This is a genomic window from Pseudomonas sp. ASL8, from assembly GCF_056680355.1.
Window position 1 is genome coordinate 1,799,866 of the sequence record NZ_CM155278.1, and the last position, 17,515, is coordinate 1,817,380.

Here is a 17,515-nt window from a genome sequence, read left to right on the forward strand (position 1 = left end):
AGGAGTAAAACAATATGACTCTGCGTCAATTCGCAGGGCTAGGAGCCCTGTTGTCCCTTGTAATCCCTGGTCTGGCCATGGCGGCAGACCCAGTGGCTGCGCCTGTCCTCAATTCCGGCGACACTTCCTGGATGATGACCTCGACGGCGTTGGTGCTGTTCATGACCATTCCCGGCCTGGCGCTGTTCTACGGCGGTATGGTTCGGTCGAAAAACATTCTTTCTGTAATGATGCAGTGCTTCGCCATTACCGGTCTGATCAGCATTCTGTGGGTCGTTTACGGCTACAGCATTGCGTTCGATACAACGGGGATGGAAGCGGGCGTCGTCAACTTCAACTCCATATTCGGCAGCCTGTCCAAGGCATTCCTTGCCGGTGTGACGCCTTCGAGCATCACGGGTCCGGCCGCGTTGTTCCCTGAGGCAGTGTTCATCACCTATCAGATGACCTTCGCCATCATCACCCCTGCGCTGATCGTCGGCGCGTTCGCTGAGCGGATGAAGTTCTCCGCCATGCTGATCTTCATGGGCATCTGGTTCACGCTGGTCTATGCGCCAATTGCGCACATGGTCTGGAGCGGTCCTGGCGGTCTGTTGTGGGACTGGGGTGTTCTCGACTTCGCTGGCGGCACTGTGGTTCACATCAACGCCGGTATTGCGGGTCTGGTTGCCTGCCTGGTGTTGGGCAAGCGTAAAGGCTTTCCGACCACCGCAATGGCTCCGCACAATCTGGGTTACACCCTGATCGGCGCGGCAATGCTTTGGGTAGGCTGGTTCGGCTTCAACGCTGGCTCCGCTGCTGCGGCCAACGGCACTGCCGGTATGGCAATGCTCGTGACCCAGATTGCGACCGCTGCTGCCGCACTGGGCTGGATGTTCGCTGAATGGCTGACCCACGGTAAGCCAAGTGCCCTGGGCATCGCTTCGGGTGTGGTTGCCGGTCTGGTTGCCATTACCCCTGCCGCCGGTACCGTTGGCCCGATGGGCTCCCTGGTGATCGGTCTGGCTGCGGGCGTAGTCTGCTTCTTCTGCGCCACCAGCCTCAAACGCAAACTGGGCTACGACGACTCCCTGGATGCCTTCGGCGTACACGGTATCGGCGGTATCCTCGGCGCGATCTTGACGGGTGTGTTCGCAGCGCCTTCCCTGGGTGGCTTCGGCACCGTGACCGACATCGCTGCACAGGTCTGGATCCAGTGCAAAGGCGTAGGCTTCACGATCATCTACACCGCGATTGTGACCTACGTCATTCTCAAGGTCCTGGACATGGTCATGGGTCTGCGTGTCACTGACGAGGAAGAGGCTGTCGGCCTCGACCTTGCGCTGCACAACGAACGTGGCTACAACCTGTAAGTCGACGCATAAAAAATGCCCGGGCGACCGGGCATTTTTTTGTCTGAAGTTTGTCGATACACGCAGGATGGAGAGGGTTGTTTGCTCTTGGGCGGCGGCTTACACAAAAGGTGGTCCATTACGCGCTTTGTTTTTTTCTCCAGCGCGTTAGAATGCGCGCCGAAGCGTGGAGAACTGTATGTGGCAACAGACGCTGATTACTCTGCGAGCAAGGCCTCGCGGGTTTCATCTGGTAACCGACGAGATACTGGCAGGCTTGCCTGAGCTGCGCACTTGTCGGGTCGGTCTATTGCATCTGTGGCTACAGCATACCTCGGCCTCGTTGACCATCAACGAGAATGCCGACCCGGCTGTGCGTCGTGACTTCGAGCGTTTTTTCAATCGTCTGGTGCCCCAGGGTATGGACGTATATGAACATGACGACGAAGGCCCCGATGACCTGCCTGCGCACTTCAAGGCCAGTTTGCTTGGCTGCCAGTTGAGTTTGCCGGTCACGGCGGGGCGATTGGCGCTGGGTACCTGGCAAGGTGTTTATCTGGGTGAGCATCGAGATGTTGGCGGTGCTCGCAGAGTCCTCGCCACCTTGTACGGTGATGAGGCATGACCACTGATTTTCAGCGGTCGTTGATTTTTTTCCGGCAGCCTTCGACAGTGGGCGTAGCTGGGCTATAACTAATCTGCTTTCGCAAGTCATGAGGTAGAACATGAGCGACGATGACAACGATGAAATGGTAGACGATCTGGAAGGTGAAGAGGACGGTGAGGAGCTCGCTGCTGCTGCCGAAGACGATGGCGCCGACGCTGATGACAGCGGCGAAGCCTCGGTCACTCCCACCAAGGGTAAAGCCAAGGCCGCTGTCTCGGTGGATGAACTGCCGAGCGTAGAAGCCAAGAACAAAGAGCGCGACGCTCTGGCCCGTGCGATGGAAGAGTTCCTCTCCAAAGGCGGCAAGGTTGTCGAGGTGGAGCCCAACGTGGTTGCTGATCCGCCGAAGAAGCCTGACAACAAGTACGGTAGCCGACCTATCTAAACGGTCGTTTATCGAACAAAGAAAAGCCCGCTGTCGCCGCGGGCTTTTTCTTGTCTGAAAATTGCTCTCAGCCCCAACTCGCCAACAATTCCGGCAATTGCATCAGGCTTTGAATCTCGGCGTCAGGCGGCTTGTCGGCTTCCCAGGCTTTGCCTGCGGGATTGAACCAGATGGCGCGAAAACCAACCTGCTGCGCCCCTGCGATATCGTCGCCGGGGTGGTCGCCGATGTGCACGGCTGCGCTGGCGTCGACCTTGCCGCGCTTCAGCGCTTCAAGGAAGGGGGCCGGGTCGGGTTTGCCGATGCCCAGCTCTTCGGCACACAGGGCGAACGCGAAATAATCAGCCAACCCCAAGCGGCGGACGTCGGCATTGCCGTTAGTCACAACCCCCAGCGTGTAGGTTTTGGCGAGAATTTCCAGCGTCGGCTGAGCCTCGGGGAATATCTCGATTTGATGCCGTGCGTGCAGGAAGACTTCGAAGCTTTTGTCGGCCAATTCCTGCGCGTGGGCATGGGCGTAGCCAGCCTCCTCCAGCGCATGAAACAGCACACGTCGACGCAGCGCACTGATTCGGTGCTTGAACGTGGGGTCGGCCTCGACCAGTCGTGCGCGTATGGCCCACAGATGCTCCACCGGCACCGGGCCGAGATTCGGCGCGTGTTCGGCCAGCCAGTCGCGCAGCACGGCTTCGGCGCTGACGATCACCGGCGCGGTGTCCCACAGGGTGTCATCGAGGTCGAAGGTAATCAGTTTAATCATGATCAGTGCCCTTGCTGCGTTTGGCCCTGGGATGGGCGCTGTCGTAAACCGTGGCCAGATGCTGGAAGTCCAGGTGCGTATAGATCTGCGTGGTGGTGATGTCGGCGTGGCCGAGCAGCTCCTGCACCGCGCGTAGATCTTGTGAAGACTCGAGCAAGTGGCTGGCAAACGAATGGCGAAGCATGTGTGGATGCAGATTTTGCCCCAGCTCGCGTTCGCCCGCCGCTTTCACGCGCAACTGAATCGCCCGGGGTCCCAGACGACGCCCTTGCTGGCCGATGAATACCGCATCGTCCTCCGGATTGGCCAGTGCGCGCAACGGCAACCATATTTCCAGGGCTTCACGGGCCTTCTTGCCCACTGGCAACACGCGGGTCTTGCTGCCTTTGCCGAGGACTTGAATCAATCCGTCACTCAAATCAAGCTGTTCGAGATTGAGCCCGGTCAGCTCCGACAGACGCAGGCCCGACGAGTAGAACAGTTCCAGGATCGCTTGATCGCGATGAGCCAGAAAGTCGTCCTCGACCGCACCGTCGAGTAATTGCAGGGCGCGATCGGCATCGAGGGTCTTCGGCAGGCGGCGCTCGCCCTTGGGTGGCGACAAGCCGTTGGCCGGGTCGTGATCGCACAGACCTTCGCGGTTCAAGTAACGGTATAGGCCGCGAACCGCTGACAACAGGCGTGCCAGGCTGCGTGAGGACTGGCCTTGCTGATGCAGACGGGCGATCAGGCTGCGCAGGTGCTGAATATCCAGCGCCGACCAACTGCTCAGCTGCTGTTTTTCGCAAAAGGCGAGGACTTTGCTCAGATCGCGGCGGTAGGCTTCCAGGGTATGGGAGGACACCTGGCGCTCACTGCGCAGGTGCGTGCAGTAAGCGTCCAGTTGCCTTTCCATGGTCAGCGAACCGAGCGTAGTGACTGGGTGAAGCGCGGCAACACCCGGCCCAATACTTCAGCGATATAGCTGAGAAACAGCGTGCCGACGGAGCTTTTGTAGTACTGCGGGTCGCGGCTGCCGATGGCCAAAACGCCATGCAGGCCTTGATGAATCAGGGCGACGACGGCGGTTGAGCCGATTTGTTCGCCTTGTTCGCGGCCGAACAAAAAGGTCAGCTCGTGCTCGCGCAGTGCGCCGCAGACAGTCTTGTCGCCCGAGATCAGACCGCCGATGGCTTTCTGCGCGTCGGCACTGCTGACCCAGCGGCCCACGGGCATGGGGTTGTCGCTGAACAGAATGAGGCTGACGAAGGGCACCTGAAACTCTTGGCGCAGGCTGTCTTCCACGGCGATGACCACTTCTTCCAGGCTACTGGCGTCCATCAACGCCAGGATCAGGCGACGGGTCTTGTCAAACAGCCGATCATTGTCGCGAGCCACGTCCATCAGTTGCGAAAGGCGGTGGCGCATCTCGATATTGCGGTCGCGCAACAGTTTGAGCTGGCGCTCGACCAGTGACACGGTATCGCCGCGCTGGTGCGGGATGCGCAAGGCTGGCAAGAGTTCTTCGTGTTCAACGAAGAACTCTGGGTGATGACGCAAATAAGCGGCGATAGCCTCCGCCTCAAGGGCTGGCGCTGCGTTGTCGGCAGGTGCTTCGCTGGGCTTTTCGGCTGAAATCTGAGGCTGATCGGTCATCGGATTTGCTCACTCATAGACGAACCTGTCCTTCGTAAACCCGCACTGCAGGACCCGTCATCATCACGGGATGGCCTGGGCCTTCCCACTCAATGGACAGGCGCCCGCCAGGCAGGTCGATCAACAGGGGCGAATCCATCCAGCCCTGACTGATGGCCGCCACCGCCGCTGCGCAAGCCCCGGTACCGCAGGCCTGGGTTTCCCCGGCGCCACGCTCCCAGACGCGCAGTTGCGCGCGTTGGCGATCAACCACATGCAAGAAGCCGACATTGACCCGGGCCGGAAAGCGCGGGTGATGCTCCAGCTTCGGCCCAAGCTCATGCACGGGCGCATTATTGATGTCTTCGACACGTAAAACTGCGTGTGGATTGCCCATCGATACTGCGGCAAGCTCAATGATTTGGCCATCGACTTCGACGGGATAGCTCAGCGCCTGCTCGTCGGCCTGAAACGGAATTTCTTCTGGAATCAGCCGGGGAGGGCCCATGTTGACGCTGATCTGACCGTCGCTGCGGATGTCCAGTTCGATGATGCCGCTTTTGGTTTCCACGCGAATCTGGCGCTTGGTGGTCAGGCGTTTGTCCAGCACGAAGCGGGCAAAGCAGCGCGCGCCGTTGCCGCACTGCTCAACCTCGGAGCCGTCGGAATTGAAAATCCGGTAACGGAAATCGACCTCCGGGTTGCTCGGCGCTTCGACCAGCAGCAGTTGGTCGAAGCCGATCCCGGTGTGGCGGTCACCCCATTGTTTGGCGTGCTTGGGCAAAATGTGCGCGTGCTGGCTGACCAGGTCCAGAACCATGAAGTCGTTGCCCAAACCGTGCATCTTGGTAAAACGCAGCAGCATGGGGTTACTCCGGCAGCAGGCTTTCGCCAGCAAACAGCTCTGCCACGGTCTCGCGGCGGCGCACTTCGAACGCTTCGGTGCCATCGACCAACACTTCAGTGGCGCGGCCGCGGGTGTTGTAGTTGGAACTCATGACGAAACCATAAGCCCCGGCCGAATGCACAGCCAGCAAATCACCCTCGGCCAGCACCATTTCGCGCTCCTTGGCCAGGAAGTCACCGGTTTCACAGATCGGTCCGACGATGTCGTAAGTGCGTGGCTGGCCGTCGCGTGGGCGAACCGCGCTCACGTCCATCCAGGCCTGATACAGCGCCGGACGAATCAGGTCGTTCATTGCCGCATCGACGATGGCGAAATCCTTGTGTTCGGTGTGCTTGAGGTATTCAACCTGGGTCAGCAGTACGCCGGCATTGGCCACAATGAAGCGACCGGGTTCGAACACCAGTGCCAGGTCGCGACCGTCAAGGCGCTCACGCACAGCCTTGATGTAGTCGCTGGCCAGCGGTGGCTCTTCGTCGCGATAACGCACGCCCAGACCGCCGCCCAGATCCAGATGACGCAAGTGAATGCCGCAATCGCCAAGGCGATCGACCAGCGCCAGCAAGCGATCCAGTGCATCAAGGAACGGCGGCAGGCTGGTCAGTTGCGAGCCGATATGGCAGTCGACGCCGACCACATCCAGGTTTGGCAATTGCGCGGCCCGGATGTACACGTCTTCGGCATCGGCGATGGCGATGCCGAACTTGTTTTCTTTGAGCCCGGTGGAGATGTACGGGTGGGTGCCCGCATCGACATCCGGGTTGACGCGCAGCGAGATCGGCGCGCGTACGCCCAGCTCTGCGGCCACCACTTGCAGGCGTTCCAGCTCGTCGGTGGATTCGACGTTGAAGCAGTGCACGCCGACTTCCAGGGCGCGACGCATGTCTTCGCGGGTCTTGCCGACGCCGGAGAACACGATTTTGCCGGGCTCGCCGCCAGCGGCCAGGACGCGTTCCAGCTCACCCCGGGACACGATGTCGAAACCAGCGCCCAAACGCGCCAGGACATTGAGTACAGCCAGGTTGGAGTTGGCTTTTACCGCAAAGCACACAAGGTGCGGCATACCGTCCAGTGCATCGGCATAGGCACGGTATTGCGCTTCGATGTGCGCGCGGGAGTAGACGTAGGTCGGCGTGCCGAAACGCTCGGCAATGGCAGACAACGCTACAGCCTCCGCAAACAGTTCACCGTCGCGGTAGTTGAAGGCGTCCATGGGTGTTCCCTAGTAAGTAGAGTGCTTATGCGATTGCGATTGCGATGATTTTGCTTGGTCTTCAGGGGACTTGCTGTCATCGGGCAGGTACAGCGGCCCTTTTTGACCACAGGCAGAGACGAGGCAAGCGACCGCGAGGAGCGCAGCAAGGGAAGAGATCAGGCGCTTCATGGCGAAATCCTTTGTAAAAGCATTAATTGCGCACGAGTATACCGGCCACCCAGCGCCTTGCCTATGCGGCCGCCTACCCGTCTGGCGGGGCTCCGGGCAAGGCCCTGATGATTTGTCCCGACGCGATGAGGCATTATCGACATTGCCGCCTGCTGTTGGGCGGGTATGCTTTGCATTTGTCTGGAAGCGACCGTATCTTGCGGCGCTGCGTCACCAGTAGACACTTTTTGAGGTTCCCGTAATGAGTTTGACTGAAGCCCGCTTTCACGATTTGGTCGATGCCACCCAGCAAGCGCTGGAGGATATTTTCGATGAGAGCGATCTGGATCTGGACCTGGAAAACTCGGCCGGCGTGCTGACCGTGAAGTTTGAAAATGGGACCCAGCTTATTTTCAGCCGCCAGGAACCGTTGCGTCAGCTGTGGCTGGCCGCGCGTTCCGGTGGTTTCCATTTCGACTACGACGAAGAGCACAAGCGTTGGGTGTGCGACTCCAGTGATGAGCTGCTCAGCGAAATGCTCGCACGCATTACTCTGGAACAGGCCGGCGTCGAACTTGAGTTCGACGAGATCTGACAGTGGCCGATAGCATCGCTTCAGCGTCGGTCAAACCGGCGAAACCCTTGTTCAGCAATGTCAGCCCGGCAGTGCCGTCGCCTTGCATCAGCGTATGCCGGCTCGACGAGCAAAAGGTTTGCCAGGGCTGCTGGCGTCCAGTGGAAGCCATTCGCGAATGGCGCTCGGCGGATGATCACCGACGCCGGGAGATTTGCGCGGATGCCGAGCAGCGCAGGCTGGACGTCTCTGGACAGTGAGTGGCTGCCCGCTGAAGCCTCGTCGGCTTGTGTATTTATTAGGCTGTGATAGTGTCCGGACATGCCTCATTTGCTTGAGGCCCGTCAAAACCCCGCCCGAATCGGCGGGGTTTTGCTTTTATCAGGCAGAATAAAAGGAGCCTGTCAGGATCATGAGCATCGCACCTTCAATCATCCTCACCCGACTCGACGTGCAACGTCTTGAGCGTCTCCTCGACAGCCTGGACGAGGGCGCGCCGGGCATTGAAGCGCTTCAGGCCGAATTGGATCGCGCCGAACACGTGGTAGGTCACGAAGAGGTGCCTGCCGGTGTCGTGACCATGAACTCCCGCGTGCATTGCCGCGAAGAAAGCAGTGGCAAGGATTACCACCTGACGCTGGTCTACCCGCAAGACGCAGGCGCCGAAGGCACGGTGTCGGTGCTGGCTCCGGTAGGTTGTGCACTGTTGGGCTTGCAGGTCGGCCAACACATTGACTGGCCCGCGCCCGGCGGCAAGACGCTGAAACTGACGTTACTGGAAGTGGAATATCAGCCGGAAGCGGCGGGTGAGTACAACCAGTAAGGCCCCTGGTCGCGGGCAAACGCGCTTCTACACGTAGAACGCGTGCCCGCGGTCGCAGCTCAGGCTGCATCCATGGCGCTGTTCAGCGCTCTTTCCAGATCCGCTTTGTAGCGCAGAAACAGAATGCTTTGCCCGCGTACATCACCCAGTAAACCGGACAGATCAAGGTCGGTGATGTAGCAGCGATAGCGCTGAATTTCACTGCGTTGTTCGAGAATCTGTTGGGCGACCACGGCGAACAACTGCTCGCCATATTCCAGTTCGGAAAACTCTCGGTGGTTGCAGTACAAGGTGACATTCACCTGTCCTGGCGCCGCTTCGTCGATGATTGCCTGCACGTCATAGAACGGCTTTTCGAGTGGGATGGGGGGCGTCACGCGGGGCTCGATTCGCCGGGCGCGGCCTGCGCCGGTGGGCAGCACCTGGTAGTACAGGGTTTCCAGCGCGGACGGTTCCAGCGGATTGTCCAGCGGCAGCAGGGCGCCCCGTCGATACACCAGTGACTGGAAGAAGCGTTGCAGCGGCACCAGCAGGCTTGATTCATCGTGGTACGGCAAACGCTGATGCCATAACGCGTTGTGCTCATCGAGCACATAGAGGTCGGCGTGGGGTTCGTTGATCCGGTAAAACACCTGAATGCATTCCGGCTGGCCGTGGGGCAGGATCAGCGTCAGGTCATGCTCATCCAGTGCATTCGTGTCCAGGTGCAAGGGGCTGTAGCTCGGTAACTCCTCGCTCAAGTAATCGAGCAGCGCCGGCAAGCTGGCCAGTGCCACGTGATTGACGTGTCCGGGTACCATTTCCAATACGTGATAGTGCTGCTGTACCTGGATCAGGTAGCGGTGATTGAGGCGTCGGGTGAGCAGCAGTTGGGCAGTGTGCACCAGCTCTTCGACACGCTGGGCAATGGCTGTCGCGCGGTTATGGCAGAAGCAGCGCACGCGCACATGCGGTTGTTCCCGGCCTTCGGGCAGGTTGCTGAGGAATTCGCTCAGGCAGTTGAGTAGCGCATGAGGCCCGTCGTAACGGCTGACCAGTATTTCATTCCAGCTGTTGAGGGTGATCTGGTCGAGGGTCAGTACCAGGTTTTCCCGAACGCCGGCATAGCTCAGCGAGTCGGTGCGCTCGGTGGTCATCAGGACATTCAGGTCCCGGTGATGTTTGAGCGGATCGATGCCGACGTTGATCAGTAGCAGCACTTCGCTGGGCACGCTGGGGCGCAACAGCGATTCTTCGCTGACACTGGCGAGGGGCATTTCTATGGTCTGTTGCAGGCTGCCGATCAGGTTGAACAACTCAAATTCGGTCAAATCGCTGCTGCCTGGGTGCAGCGCCAGGCGCGTGGTGGTGTCGATCACGTTGTTGCGATGGCACCAGACCAGCAGCTCAAGCAATTCCCGGCTGCGTTTTATGGGTGAAAAATGCTCCCATTCGTGCGCGCCAAGGCTGCCGTTAAACAAGCCCCATTGGGTTTTGCCCGGCTCGCGGCGATTGGGCGAATGCACCAGGGTCAGTGTGTCTTCGGCCAGGTCCGGGGCGATTCCCGGATTGATGAACTCGACCTTGCCGGCCTTGCGCTCGAAGGCGGCATACAAACGACGGCCGAGCACGTTCAGGTCGCGCTTGTTGATCACGCTGACCGCCTGTTGCGTGCGGGCAAACTGGGTGAGAAACCGATAGCTGTAATTGAGCTCGTTGACCAGCGCGCGGCGCTCAGTGGTGACCTGACGGACTTTCCACTGACTGCGACTGTCGAGCAGCGCCAGGTGGCGTTCGTCCCAGCCCCATTCCTTGGTCAGTCGCTCCAGCAGCACGTGCTGCCAACGGGACGTGCGCTGGCGTGCGGAGCCGGTGAGCTTTTTGTTGACCTTCAAATACAGGCTGCGCCGCACCAGTTCCAGACGCTCCGGTTCGCCCCGGGCATTGAGGTACTCTTCGATGCGCCGGTACACAGCCATGTACGGGTCCAGCTCGTCGAGGTCGAGCTTATTGGCGAAGACCGCCTGTTTGAAGCGCAAGCTCAGGCACTGCCCGTGCGGGTGTTCGCTGGCATAGACCTCGATCAGCAACAGTTTGAGCACCGACTTGTAAGGCGATTCAATGCCTTTAAACAGCTGCCACAGGCCCGCGCCAATGAACTCCCCAGGTGGAATGTGCGCCATATGACCGAGGTCGAGCATCTCTTCGGCCCGGATGAAGCGCTTGGACAGCAGCGTGTGGGCGTACTCGCTGTACCGCTGTTCGTCGTAGACCGGGACCAGCCACCATAGGGGTGTGCGGCCTGCCAGCCAGATCGCGGTGCGATAGAACTCGTCCAGCAGCAGATAGTGCTGGGTGGTACCGCAATCTTCCGAGCTGAGTTGGGCGTCGCGCTCGCCGAGGGCGAAGCGTTTTGGATCGATCAGAAAAAAGTGTGCTTCAGCGCCCTGGGTCGCAGCCCACGCTTCCAGTGTCTGGCATTTTTTGCGCAGTTCAGTGAGGGCGTCCTCGCCCAGCTCGGAGTCGTGACAGACCCAGACATCCATGTCGCTCTGCTCGGCCTGGGCCAACGTGCCGAGGCTGCCCATCAGGAACAGGCCGTGGATCGGCTGCGGCGGATTGCCGTGGCGCGGCTTGTAGGAGAACGAACGGGTCAGTCGCTGCGCTTCGGCCAGCGCCTGGGCATCAGGTTCATAGCTCGTCACCCCGGCAGGCGTGCTGCCGGAAACGTAACCGGGCAGCAGCGGGTGGTTGACGTGAAAAAACAGTGGCAGCAGCGTCAACACGGCCTGTTGCCGCGTTGACAGACCTTCCATTGCACGGCCCAGCCGCCCATCGTTGAGGGTCAGAAAGCGGGCGCGCAACTGGCTGAGAACCTTGCGGTCGATCCCCTCATCCAGGTCGGGACGAATTTCATACGTACGCATCATCGCAAATAACCGGCGGGCGAGGCTCGAAAGGAGGGCTCATGGCGACGAGCAGTTTACAGCCTGTGATCAGGTACTTTTAAGCTGATTTTTTATTTTGACGTCAAAATTCAAGCGAGTTCGCTCCCGGGAAGTGGAGAGCAGGAGGAAGGGCTCGCGAAATGGTTTTGAGGGCGAACCAAACCTCCCGCGAGCCAGGCCGCGCTTCAGGCCGTTTCGGGTACATTCAGGCTGGTCAGGATGGTCAACAGCGATTGGGTGTGCTCGGCAGCTTCGAGTCCAAGACTGGTCAGATAGCCACCATCGGGTTGGGTGATCAGCCCTTTTTCAAAGAGACGCTGTACGGCTGCAATCGCGGTGGGAGCAGCTACGTGATGGACTTTCAGGCCCTCAAGGGTATTGCCCAGATTGAACAGTGCGAGGATTTCCAGTTCGGCAACCAAATCAGGGGTATACGACATAGGCACTCCAGACATTTCCAGTAATACGCGGCAGCAGGTCTGTGGAGTGTCTCGAGTCAAGGCACAGGAACGAGCTGTTCTGCGCTTATTGAGCTCTTGAGGACCCATAAAGCCGGCTTGGCGTGACAGCCCCGGAGATCATGCGGCAGCGGGGCCTTTGCAGTGTAGTCAGGCTGTAGCTTTTTTGCCTATGTATCTCTGGCCGGCCGTCATTTGGCTTCGGGCGGTAGCTCTGGCAAGGCGCGAAGGGCCTGTTCGTACCACTCGGTATTGAAAGGGCGATCCTCTTCAAGCAACGCATCAATTTCAACCGCCAGTACGTGGGCCATGAGCTGGAGAATTTCTGCACGCTCGTAACCCACCAGGGTGAGCTTGTTGAACGTGGCTTTGGCGGCGGGTGGATTGTCGCTTTCGATCTGGTTTTCGATGGCCTGAGTCAGGGTTGATTCAGCGAATTCTTCGTCATCGTCGTTGTTGATTTGGTCGGTCATAAATGTTCCTGAAAAAAGAAGGCTCTGCAGGCGCGCGCTTGCAACTCCGCGCGCCTGCAGGTTTTTGAGTTAGCGGGTTGCCAGCAGCGCCTTGCCACGCACCACGGCCGCTTTGACCTGGGCGGGTGCAGTGCCGCCGATGTGGTTGCGGGCGTTGACCGAGCCTTCGAGGGTCAGCACCGCGAACACGTCCTGATCGATCTGGTCGCTGAACCGGCGCAGTTCTTCCAGGCTCATCTCAGCCAGGTCCTTGCCGCTTTCCACGCCGTACTTCACCGCATGCCCAACGATTTCGTGGCAATCACGGAATGGCAGGCCGCGACGGACCAGGTAATCGGCAAGGTCGGTAGCGGTGGAGAAGCCACGCAAGGCCGCCTCACGCATGATCGCGTGCTTGGGCTTGATCGCGGGGATCATGTCGGCAAACGCGCGCAGTGAATCGCGCAGGGTGTCGGCGGCGTCGAACAGGGGTTCCTTGTCTTCCTGGTTGTCCTTGTTGTAGGCCAGTGGCTGGCCCTTCATCAAGGTCAGCAGGCCCATCAAGGCACCAAAGACACGGCCGCTTTTGCCGCGTACCAGTTCAGGCACATCGGGGTTTTTCTTTTGCGGCATGATCGAGCTGCCGGTGCAGAAGCGATCAGGCAGATCAATGAATTGGAACTGCGCACTGGTCCACAGCACCAACTCTTCCGAGAAGCGCGACAGGTGCATCATCGCCACGCTGGCCGCAGCGCAGAACTCGATGGCGAAGTCACGATCGGAGACGCTGTCCAGCGAGTTGCCGCCGACTGCATCGAAGCCCAGCAGCTTGCAGGTCAGTTCGCGGTCAATCGGGTAGGTGGTGCCGGCCAGAGCCGCGCTGCCCAATGGCAAGCGATTGAGGCGCTTGCGGCAGTCGACCAGACGCTCGTAGTCACGGCTGAGCATTTCGAACCAGGCCAGCATATGGTGACCGAAAGTCACCGGCTGCGCGGTTTGCAGGTGAGTGAAACCGGGCATGATGGTCTCGGCTTCGCGCTCGGCTTGTCCCAGCAGACCTTCTTGCAGGCGGGTGATTTCCGCCAGGATCACGTCGATTTCGTCGCGCAACCACAGGCGGATATCGGTCGCGACCTGGTCGTTACGGCTACGCCCGGTGTGCAGTTTTTTGCCGGTGATACCGATGCGGTCGGTCAGACGCGCTTCGATGTTCATGTGCACATCTTCCAGGTCGATACGCCAGTCAAAGTTGCCGGCTTCGATCTCGGTCTGAATGGTTTTCAGGCCGTCGATGATGGTGTCGCGCTCGGCGTCGGTCAAAACGCCGACGTGGGCCAACATGGTCGCGTGGGCGATGGAGCCCAGGATGTCGTGGCGATAGAGGCGTTGATCGAAGGTGACGGAGGCGGTGAAGCGGGCGACGAACGCGTCGACGGGTTCACTGAAGCGGCCGCCCCAGGACTGATTGGTCTTGTCGGTGCTCATGGGTTCGCTCGTTAGTTTGCTGGCTGCTGTTTAAAAAAATGGCGTGGCCGATTTTGAAATGGGCGCAGCGATAATAACAGGGTTGCTGTTATTTTATCCTTGACCGGCTTGCCGCTGGGTCCCGTGACGCAGAGACTGGCCTAATGCGAAATAACCGTTTGAACCCGGGGGCAGCGCCAGCGCCCGGCAAAGAATTCTTCTTGCCCGAACTGTGCCTGCCTCAGGCGTTATTGGTGCTTGTGGTGCTGGCCGAGCTATTAGTGATGGTGCTGGTGTTGGTCGAGCCCATGTACCCAGCGTTCAATTGGGTGCGGCTGGCGTTGATTTCGCTGTTCGTGCAATGGATCGTGCTGCTCTCGGCAGCCTTGTTGTGCGGCCTTCGGCCGTGGCTGGCGCGCCTGCGTGCGGGTGTCGCAGGTCTTTTGTGTTGTGTGCTGGTGGTTGGCTTGACCCTGCTGTGCACGGCGGTGACCGACTATTGTGAGCTGGATGGATCACCTTCAGTTGGCGCAATGGTCGAGCGTTATCTACGGTATTCGCTGATCGCCTTGATTATGTCTGCGCTGATGCTGCGTTACTTTTACTTGCAGAGTCAGTGGCGCAAACAGCAACAGGCCGAACTGGGGGCCAGGATCGAATCGCTTCAGGCGCGGATCCGCCCGCACTTTCTATTCAATACGCTCAACAGTATTGCTAGTCTGGTGGCCAGCGATCCGGTCAAGGCCGAGCAAGCGGTGCTGGACCTTTCCGACCTGTTTCGTGCCAGTCTTGCCAAACCGGGGAGTCTGGTGACATGGCATGATGAGCTGGAGTTGGCGAAACGTTATTTATCGATTGAGCAATATCGTCTTGGCGAACGTCTACAGTTGGAGTGGGCAGTGAGTGCAATTCCAGACGACTTGCCGATTCCACAGCTAACCTTACAACCACTGCTTGAAAACGCCTTGATCTACGGGATTGCTCCTCGGGTCGAAGGCGGTGTAGTAAGGGTCGAAGCAACCTATAAAAAGGGAGAGTTCATATTGTGTGTCAGCAATCCCTATGACGAAGTTGCCAAAAGGCAGACTTCTAACGGTACTCATCAGGCGCTGGTAAACATTGGTGCACGCATTGCGGCACTTTTTGGTCCCCGCGCCAGTCTGAGCGTGGAGCGCCGTGACGGTCGTCACTTCACCTGTCTACGCTATCCTTGTGCGAGACTTACGCAGGAAGCCAAAGCAATATGAATGTCCTGATCGTTGATGACGAACCCCTGGCCCGCGAGCGACTAAGCCGCCTGGTCAGCGAACTCGAGGGCTATCGAGTCCTTGAACCCAGCGCCACCAATGGTGAAGAAGCCTTGGCGTTGATCGACAGTCTCAAACCTGATGTCGTGTTACTCGATATCCGTATGCCCGGCCTGGATGGTCTGCAAGTCGCCGCTCGATTGTGCGAGCGCGAGACGCCGCCAGCGGTGGTGTTTTGCACCGCCCATGACGAGTTTGCCCTGGAGGCTTTTCAGGTTAGCGCCGTGGGCTATCTGGTCAAACCGGTGCGTGCCGAGCATTTGCTCGAAGCCTTGAAAAAAGCCGAGCGACCCAATCGGGTGCAACTGGCGGCATTGACCCGGCCTGCGGCCGAAAGCGGCACTGGCCCGCGGAGCCATATCAGTGCGCGAACCCGCAAAGGCATTGAACTGATTCCGCTCAACCAAGTGATTTATTTCATCGCGGATCACAAGTACGTGACCTTGCGCCATGAAGGCGGTGAGGTGCTGCTGGACGAGCCACTCAAGGCGTTGGAGGATGAGTTCGGCGATCGCTTCGTGCGTATCCACCGTAATGCACTGGTTGCCCGTGATCGCATCGAGCGCTTGCAGCGTACGCCTTTGGGCCATTTCCAGCTGTTTCTCAAGGGCCTCAATGGTGATGCGTTGATCGTCAGCCGTCGGCATGTGGCCGGGGTGCGCAAGATGATGCAACAGCTGTAAAACCGGCGCGGGCAAGCGCGCGCCTACAGAGGTCATGGCCGAGCTGTTATTATCCGTCACATCTATTCAAGTACGGATTTACCCCATGTCCTCTCGCGAAATCCGCATTGCTACCCGCAAAAGTGCGCTGGCCCTGTGGCAGGCCGAATATGTTAAAGCCCGTTTGGAGCAGTTTCACCCAGGGCTGGTCGTGACGCTGGTGCCCATGGTCAGTCGTGGCGACAAGCTGCTCGACTCGCCGTTGTCCAAAATTGGCGGCAAGGGGTTGTTCGTCAAGGAGCTGGAAACGGCCCTGCTCGAGCATGAAGCGGACATCGCTGTGCACTCGATGAAAGACGTGCCCATGGACTTCCCCCCAAGCCTTGGCTTGTTCTGCATCTGCGAGCGTGAAGACCCGCGCGACGCTTTTGTGTCCAACACGTTCTCCAGTCTGGATCAGTTGCCTGCGGGCAGCGTCGTCGGCACTTCGAGCCTGCGTCGTCAGGCTCAATTGCTCTCGCGTCGACCTGATCTGGAAATCCGTTTCTTGCGGGGTAACGTCAATACCCGACTGGCGAAACTGGATGCCGGTGAGTACGACGCGATCATCCTTGCCGCCGCCGGTTTGATTCGTCTCGGTTTCGAAAGCCGTATCACCTCGGCGATCAGCGTCGACGACAGCTTGCCCGCCGGTGGCCAAGGCGCGGTCGGTATCGAATGCCGCAGCGCGGACACTGAAATCCATGCCTTGCTCGCACCGCTGCATCATGCCGACACGGCTGTGCGGGTTACCGCCGAGCGCGCCTTGAACAAACACCTGAATGGCGGTTGCCAGGTTCCCATCGCCTGTTACGCCGTGCTTGAAGGTGAACAGGTCTGGTTGCGTGGTTTGGTGGGCGATCCTGCGGGAGGCCTGCTGCTCAACGCCGAAGCCCGAGGCCCGCAATCCGAGGCCCAGGCACTGGGTGTGCAGGTCGCTGAAGCGTTGCTGGCCCAAGGTGCGCAAGCCATTCTGCAAGCGGTGTACGGCGAGGCAGGCGAAGAGTGACTGGTTGGCGACTGCTGTTGACCCGTCCCGCGCAGGAGTCGGCGGCGCTGGCGGCAGTGCTGGCCGAGGCCGGCATCTACAGCAGTAGCCTGCCGTTGCTGGACATCGAGCCGCTGGCGATTACGCCAGCGCAGCGTTCGATCATTTTCGACCTGGACCTTTATCGGGTGGTCATCGTGGTCAGCAAGCCTGCCGCACGTCTGGGTTTGGCGTTGATCGATGAACTCTGGCCGCAACCGCCGATACAGCAATGGTTCAGTGTTGGCGCGGCGACGGCGCAGATTCTGGAAGACTACGGCCTGGACGTCACGTACCCCGAGCGCGCTGACGACAGCGAAGCCTTGCTCGCGCTGCCGCAGTTGCAGCAAGCGCTGGCGCTGCCGGGTGCTCGCGTGTTGATTCTGCGTGGGGAAGGTGGTCGAGAGCTGCTGGCCGAGCGGTTACGCGATCTAGGTGCTAGTGTCGATTATCTGCCGTTGTACCGACGTAATATGCCGCACTATGCAGTTTCGGAGCTGCCGCGACGTATCGCAGCGGAACGCTTGAACGGCCTGGTGGTCAGCAGTGGGCAAGGTTTTGAACACTTGCGTGAATTGGCGGGCGATGCCTGGCCTGACGTGGCGCGGTTACCGCTGTTCGTACCGAGCCCTCGGGTTGCCGGGTTGGCGCATGCCGCCGGGGCCCAGACAGTTGTGGATTGCCGTGGCGCTAACGCCGCGGCTTTGCTGGCGGCGTTACGGGAACACCCCGGGCCTGCCCTCTAGACGTAGCAAAGA

General features: G+C 59.6%; 20 protein-coding genes. 10 read left to right on the forward strand and 10 right to left on the reverse strand.

Annotation, left to right across the window (positions count from 1 at the left end; all coding sequences use genetic code 11):
• Positions 1 to 14: 14 nt before the first annotated feature.
• The 3 genes from AC1MEA_RS08090 to sutA all read left to right on the forward strand — a co-directional run bounded on the left by AC1MEA_RS08090 (position 15) and on the right by sutA (position 2,383).
• Complete coding sequence (locus tag AC1MEA_RS08090; protein ID WP_480917305.1) at positions 15 to 1,352, forward strand: ammonium transporter; 1,338 nt, start codon at positions 15 to 17, stop codon at positions 1,350 to 1,352.
• A gap of 178 nt (positions 1,353 to 1,530) precedes the next feature.
• The gene (locus AC1MEA_RS08095) at positions 1,531 to 1,956 is read left to right on the forward strand and encodes a secondary thiamine-phosphate synthase enzyme YjbQ (protein WP_219063025.1); all 426 of its coding nucleotides are present in this window, start codon (positions 1,531 to 1,533) and stop codon (positions 1,954 to 1,956) included.
• Positions 1,957 to 2,056: 100 nt separating this feature from the next.
• Positions 2,057 to 2,383, forward strand: coding sequence for a transcriptional regulator SutA (gene sutA, locus AC1MEA_RS08100; RefSeq protein WP_449634285.1), 327 nt, complete (start codon positions 2,057 to 2,059; stop codon positions 2,381 to 2,383).
• Positions 2,384 to 2,450: 67 nt separating this feature from the next.
• Here sutA and AC1MEA_RS08105 read toward each other — a convergent pair whose 3' ends face one another.
• The 6 genes from AC1MEA_RS08105 to lptM are packed head-to-tail and all read right to left on the reverse strand — an operon-like array spanning position 2,451 to position 7,045.
• Complete coding sequence (locus tag AC1MEA_RS08105) at positions 2,451 to 3,143, reverse strand: HAD family hydrolase (RefSeq protein ID WP_480917307.1); 693 nt, start codon at positions 3,141 to 3,143, stop codon at positions 2,451 to 2,453.
• On the reverse strand, positions 3,136 to 4,038 hold the full coding sequence (xerC, locus tag AC1MEA_RS08110; protein WP_219063022.1) for a tyrosine recombinase XerC: 903 nt from the start codon (positions 4,036 to 4,038) through the stop codon (positions 3,136 to 3,138). The genes AC1MEA_RS08105 and xerC overlap by 8 nt, the downstream gene beginning before the upstream one ends.
• A 2-nt stretch (positions 4,039 to 4,040) precedes the next feature.
• Entirely contained in the window at positions 4,041 to 4,778 is a 738-nt protein-coding gene (locus tag AC1MEA_RS08115) for a DUF484 family protein (protein ID WP_449634287.1), read from the reverse strand.
• 13 nt (positions 4,779 to 4,791) lie between these two features.
• A complete protein-coding gene (gene dapF / locus AC1MEA_RS08120) occupies positions 4,792 to 5,622 on the reverse strand; it encodes a diaminopimelate epimerase (RefSeq protein ID WP_219063020.1) in 831 nt (276 codons plus the stop codon).
• Between the two features lie 4 nt (positions 5,623 to 5,626).
• Positions 5,627 to 6,874, reverse strand: a complete 1,248-nt coding sequence (gene lysA, locus AC1MEA_RS08125; protein WP_480917310.1) for a diaminopimelate decarboxylase — start codon at positions 6,872 to 6,874, stop codon at positions 5,627 to 5,629.
• Positions 6,875 to 6,883: 9 nt separating this feature from the next.
• Positions 6,884 to 7,045, reverse strand: a complete 162-nt coding sequence (gene lptM / locus AC1MEA_RS08130) for an LPS translocon maturation chaperone LptM (RefSeq protein WP_219063018.1) — start codon at positions 7,043 to 7,045, stop codon at positions 6,884 to 6,886.
• A gap of 241 nt (positions 7,046 to 7,286) precedes the next feature.
• Between lptM and cyaY the strand changes: the two genes are divergently transcribed.
• The 3 genes from cyaY to rnk all read left to right on the forward strand — a co-directional run bounded on the left by cyaY (position 7,287) and on the right by rnk (position 8,421).
• Positions 7,287 to 7,619, forward strand: coding sequence for an iron donor protein CyaY (cyaY, locus tag AC1MEA_RS08135; RefSeq protein ID WP_219063017.1), 333 nt, complete (start codon positions 7,287 to 7,289; stop codon positions 7,617 to 7,619).
• Positions 7,620 to 7,621: 2 nt separating this feature from the next.
• On the forward strand, positions 7,622 to 7,858 hold the full coding sequence (locus AC1MEA_RS08140) for a DUF1289 domain-containing protein (protein WP_480917311.1): 237 nt from the start codon (positions 7,622 to 7,624) through the stop codon (positions 7,856 to 7,858).
• 152 nt (positions 7,859 to 8,010) lie between these two features.
• Entirely contained in the window at positions 8,011 to 8,421 is a 411-nt protein-coding gene (gene rnk, locus AC1MEA_RS08145) for a nucleoside diphosphate kinase regulator (RefSeq protein WP_480917313.1), read from the forward strand.
• A gap of 59 nt (positions 8,422 to 8,480) precedes the next feature.
• Here rnk and AC1MEA_RS08150 read toward each other — a convergent pair whose 3' ends face one another.
• The 4 genes from AC1MEA_RS08150 to argH all read right to left on the reverse strand — a co-directional run bounded on the left by AC1MEA_RS08150 (position 8,481) and on the right by argH (position 13,743).
• Positions 8,481 to 11,330, reverse strand: coding sequence for a class I adenylate cyclase (locus AC1MEA_RS08150; RefSeq protein WP_480917315.1), 2,850 nt, complete (start codon positions 11,328 to 11,330; stop codon positions 8,481 to 8,483).
• A 203-nt stretch (positions 11,331 to 11,533) separates the two neighbouring features.
• Positions 11,534 to 11,788: a TIGR02647 family protein gene (locus tag AC1MEA_RS08155; protein WP_449634289.1), complete on the reverse strand. Its 255-nt coding sequence runs from the start codon at positions 11,786 to 11,788 to the stop codon at positions 11,534 to 11,536.
• Positions 11,789 to 11,997: 209 nt separating this feature from the next.
• Positions 11,998 to 12,279: a hypothetical protein gene (locus tag AC1MEA_RS08160; RefSeq protein WP_449634290.1), complete on the reverse strand. Its 282-nt coding sequence runs from the start codon at positions 12,277 to 12,279 to the stop codon at positions 11,998 to 12,000.
• Between the two features lie 69 nt (positions 12,280 to 12,348).
• Positions 12,349 to 13,743: an argininosuccinate lyase gene (gene argH, locus AC1MEA_RS08165; protein WP_480917317.1), complete on the reverse strand. Its 1,395-nt coding sequence runs from the start codon at positions 13,741 to 13,743 to the stop codon at positions 12,349 to 12,351.
• A gap of 143 nt (positions 13,744 to 13,886) precedes the next feature.
• Between argH and AC1MEA_RS08170 the strand changes: the two genes are divergently transcribed.
• The 4 genes from AC1MEA_RS08170 (at position 13,887) to AC1MEA_RS08185 (ending at position 17,503) form a co-directional block, all read left to right on the forward strand.
• The gene (locus AC1MEA_RS08170) at positions 13,887 to 14,969 is read left to right on the forward strand and encodes a sensor histidine kinase (RefSeq protein ID WP_449634291.1); all 1,083 of its coding nucleotides are present in this window, start codon (positions 13,887 to 13,889) and stop codon (positions 14,967 to 14,969) included.
• Complete coding sequence (locus AC1MEA_RS08175) at positions 14,966 to 15,712, forward strand: LytR/AlgR family response regulator transcription factor (RefSeq protein ID WP_219063009.1); 747 nt, start codon at positions 14,966 to 14,968, stop codon at positions 15,710 to 15,712. The genes AC1MEA_RS08170 and AC1MEA_RS08175 overlap by 4 nt, the downstream gene beginning before the upstream one ends.
• A gap of 85 nt (positions 15,713 to 15,797) precedes the next feature.
• Positions 15,798 to 16,739, forward strand: coding sequence for a hydroxymethylbilane synthase (gene hemC / locus AC1MEA_RS08180; protein WP_219063008.1), 942 nt, complete (start codon positions 15,798 to 15,800; stop codon positions 16,737 to 16,739).
• Positions 16,736 to 17,503 (forward strand): uroporphyrinogen-III synthase, encoded by a 768-nt coding sequence (locus AC1MEA_RS08185; RefSeq protein WP_480917320.1) that lies wholly within the window; start codon positions 16,736 to 16,738, stop codon positions 17,501 to 17,503. Before hemC ends, AC1MEA_RS08185 begins: the two co-directional genes overlap by 4 nt.
• Positions 17,504 to 17,515: the final 12 nt, after the last annotated feature.

Coding starts and splice junctions, on each gene's coding strand:
- cyaY (WP_219063017.1), top strand. CDS start 7,287: ATGAGTTTGACTGAAGCCCGCTTTCACGATTTGGTCGATGCCACCCAG.
- lptM (WP_219063018.1), bottom strand. CDS start 7,045: ATGAAGCGCCTGATCTCTTCCCTTGCTGCGCTCCTCGCGGTCGCTTGC.
- AC1MEA_RS08115 (WP_449634287.1), bottom strand. CDS start 4,778: ATGACCGATCAGCCTCAGATTTCAGCCGAAAAGCCCAGCGAAGCACCT.
- AC1MEA_RS08095 (WP_219063025.1), top strand. CDS start 1,531: ATGTGGCAACAGACGCTGATTACTCTGCGAGCAAGGCCTCGCGGGTTT.
- AC1MEA_RS08090 (WP_480917305.1), top strand. CDS start 15: ATGACTCTGCGTCAATTCGCAGGGCTAGGAGCCCTGTTGTCCCTTGTA.
- AC1MEA_RS08160 (WP_449634290.1), bottom strand. CDS start 12,279: ATGACCGACCAAATCAACAACGACGATGACGAAGAATTCGCTGAATCA.
- AC1MEA_RS08170 (WP_449634291.1), top strand. CDS start 13,887: ATGCGAAATAACCGTTTGAACCCGGGGGCAGCGCCAGCGCCCGGCAAA.
- argH (WP_480917317.1), bottom strand. CDS start 13,743: ATGAGCACCGACAAGACCAATCAGTCCTGGGGCGGCCGCTTCAGTGAA.
- AC1MEA_RS08175 (WP_219063009.1), top strand. CDS start 14,966: ATGAATGTCCTGATCGTTGATGACGAACCCCTGGCCCGCGAGCGACTA.
- lysA (WP_480917310.1), bottom strand. CDS start 6,874: ATGGACGCCTTCAACTACCGCGACGGTGAACTGTTTGCGGAGGCTGTA.
- dapF (WP_219063020.1), bottom strand. CDS start 5,622: ATGCTGCTGCGTTTTACCAAGATGCACGGTTTGGGCAACGACTTCATG.
- AC1MEA_RS08155 (WP_449634289.1), bottom strand. CDS start 11,788: ATGTCGTATACCCCTGATTTGGTTGCCGAACTGGAAATCCTCGCACTG.
- AC1MEA_RS08105 (WP_480917307.1), bottom strand. CDS start 3,143: ATGATTAAACTGATTACCTTCGACCTCGATGACACCCTGTGGGACACC.
- hemC (WP_219063008.1), top strand. CDS start 15,798: ATGTCCTCTCGCGAAATCCGCATTGCTACCCGCAAAAGTGCGCTGGCC.
- xerC (WP_219063022.1), bottom strand. CDS start 4,038: ATGGAAAGGCAACTGGACGCTTACTGCACGCACCTGCGCAGTGAGCGC.
- AC1MEA_RS08150 (WP_480917315.1), bottom strand. CDS start 11,330: ATGATGCGTACGTATGAAATTCGTCCCGACCTGGATGAGGGGATCGAC.
- rnk (WP_480917313.1), top strand. CDS start 8,011: ATGAGCATCGCACCTTCAATCATCCTCACCCGACTCGACGTGCAACGT.
- sutA (WP_449634285.1), top strand. CDS start 2,057: ATGAGCGACGATGACAACGATGAAATGGTAGACGATCTGGAAGGTGAA.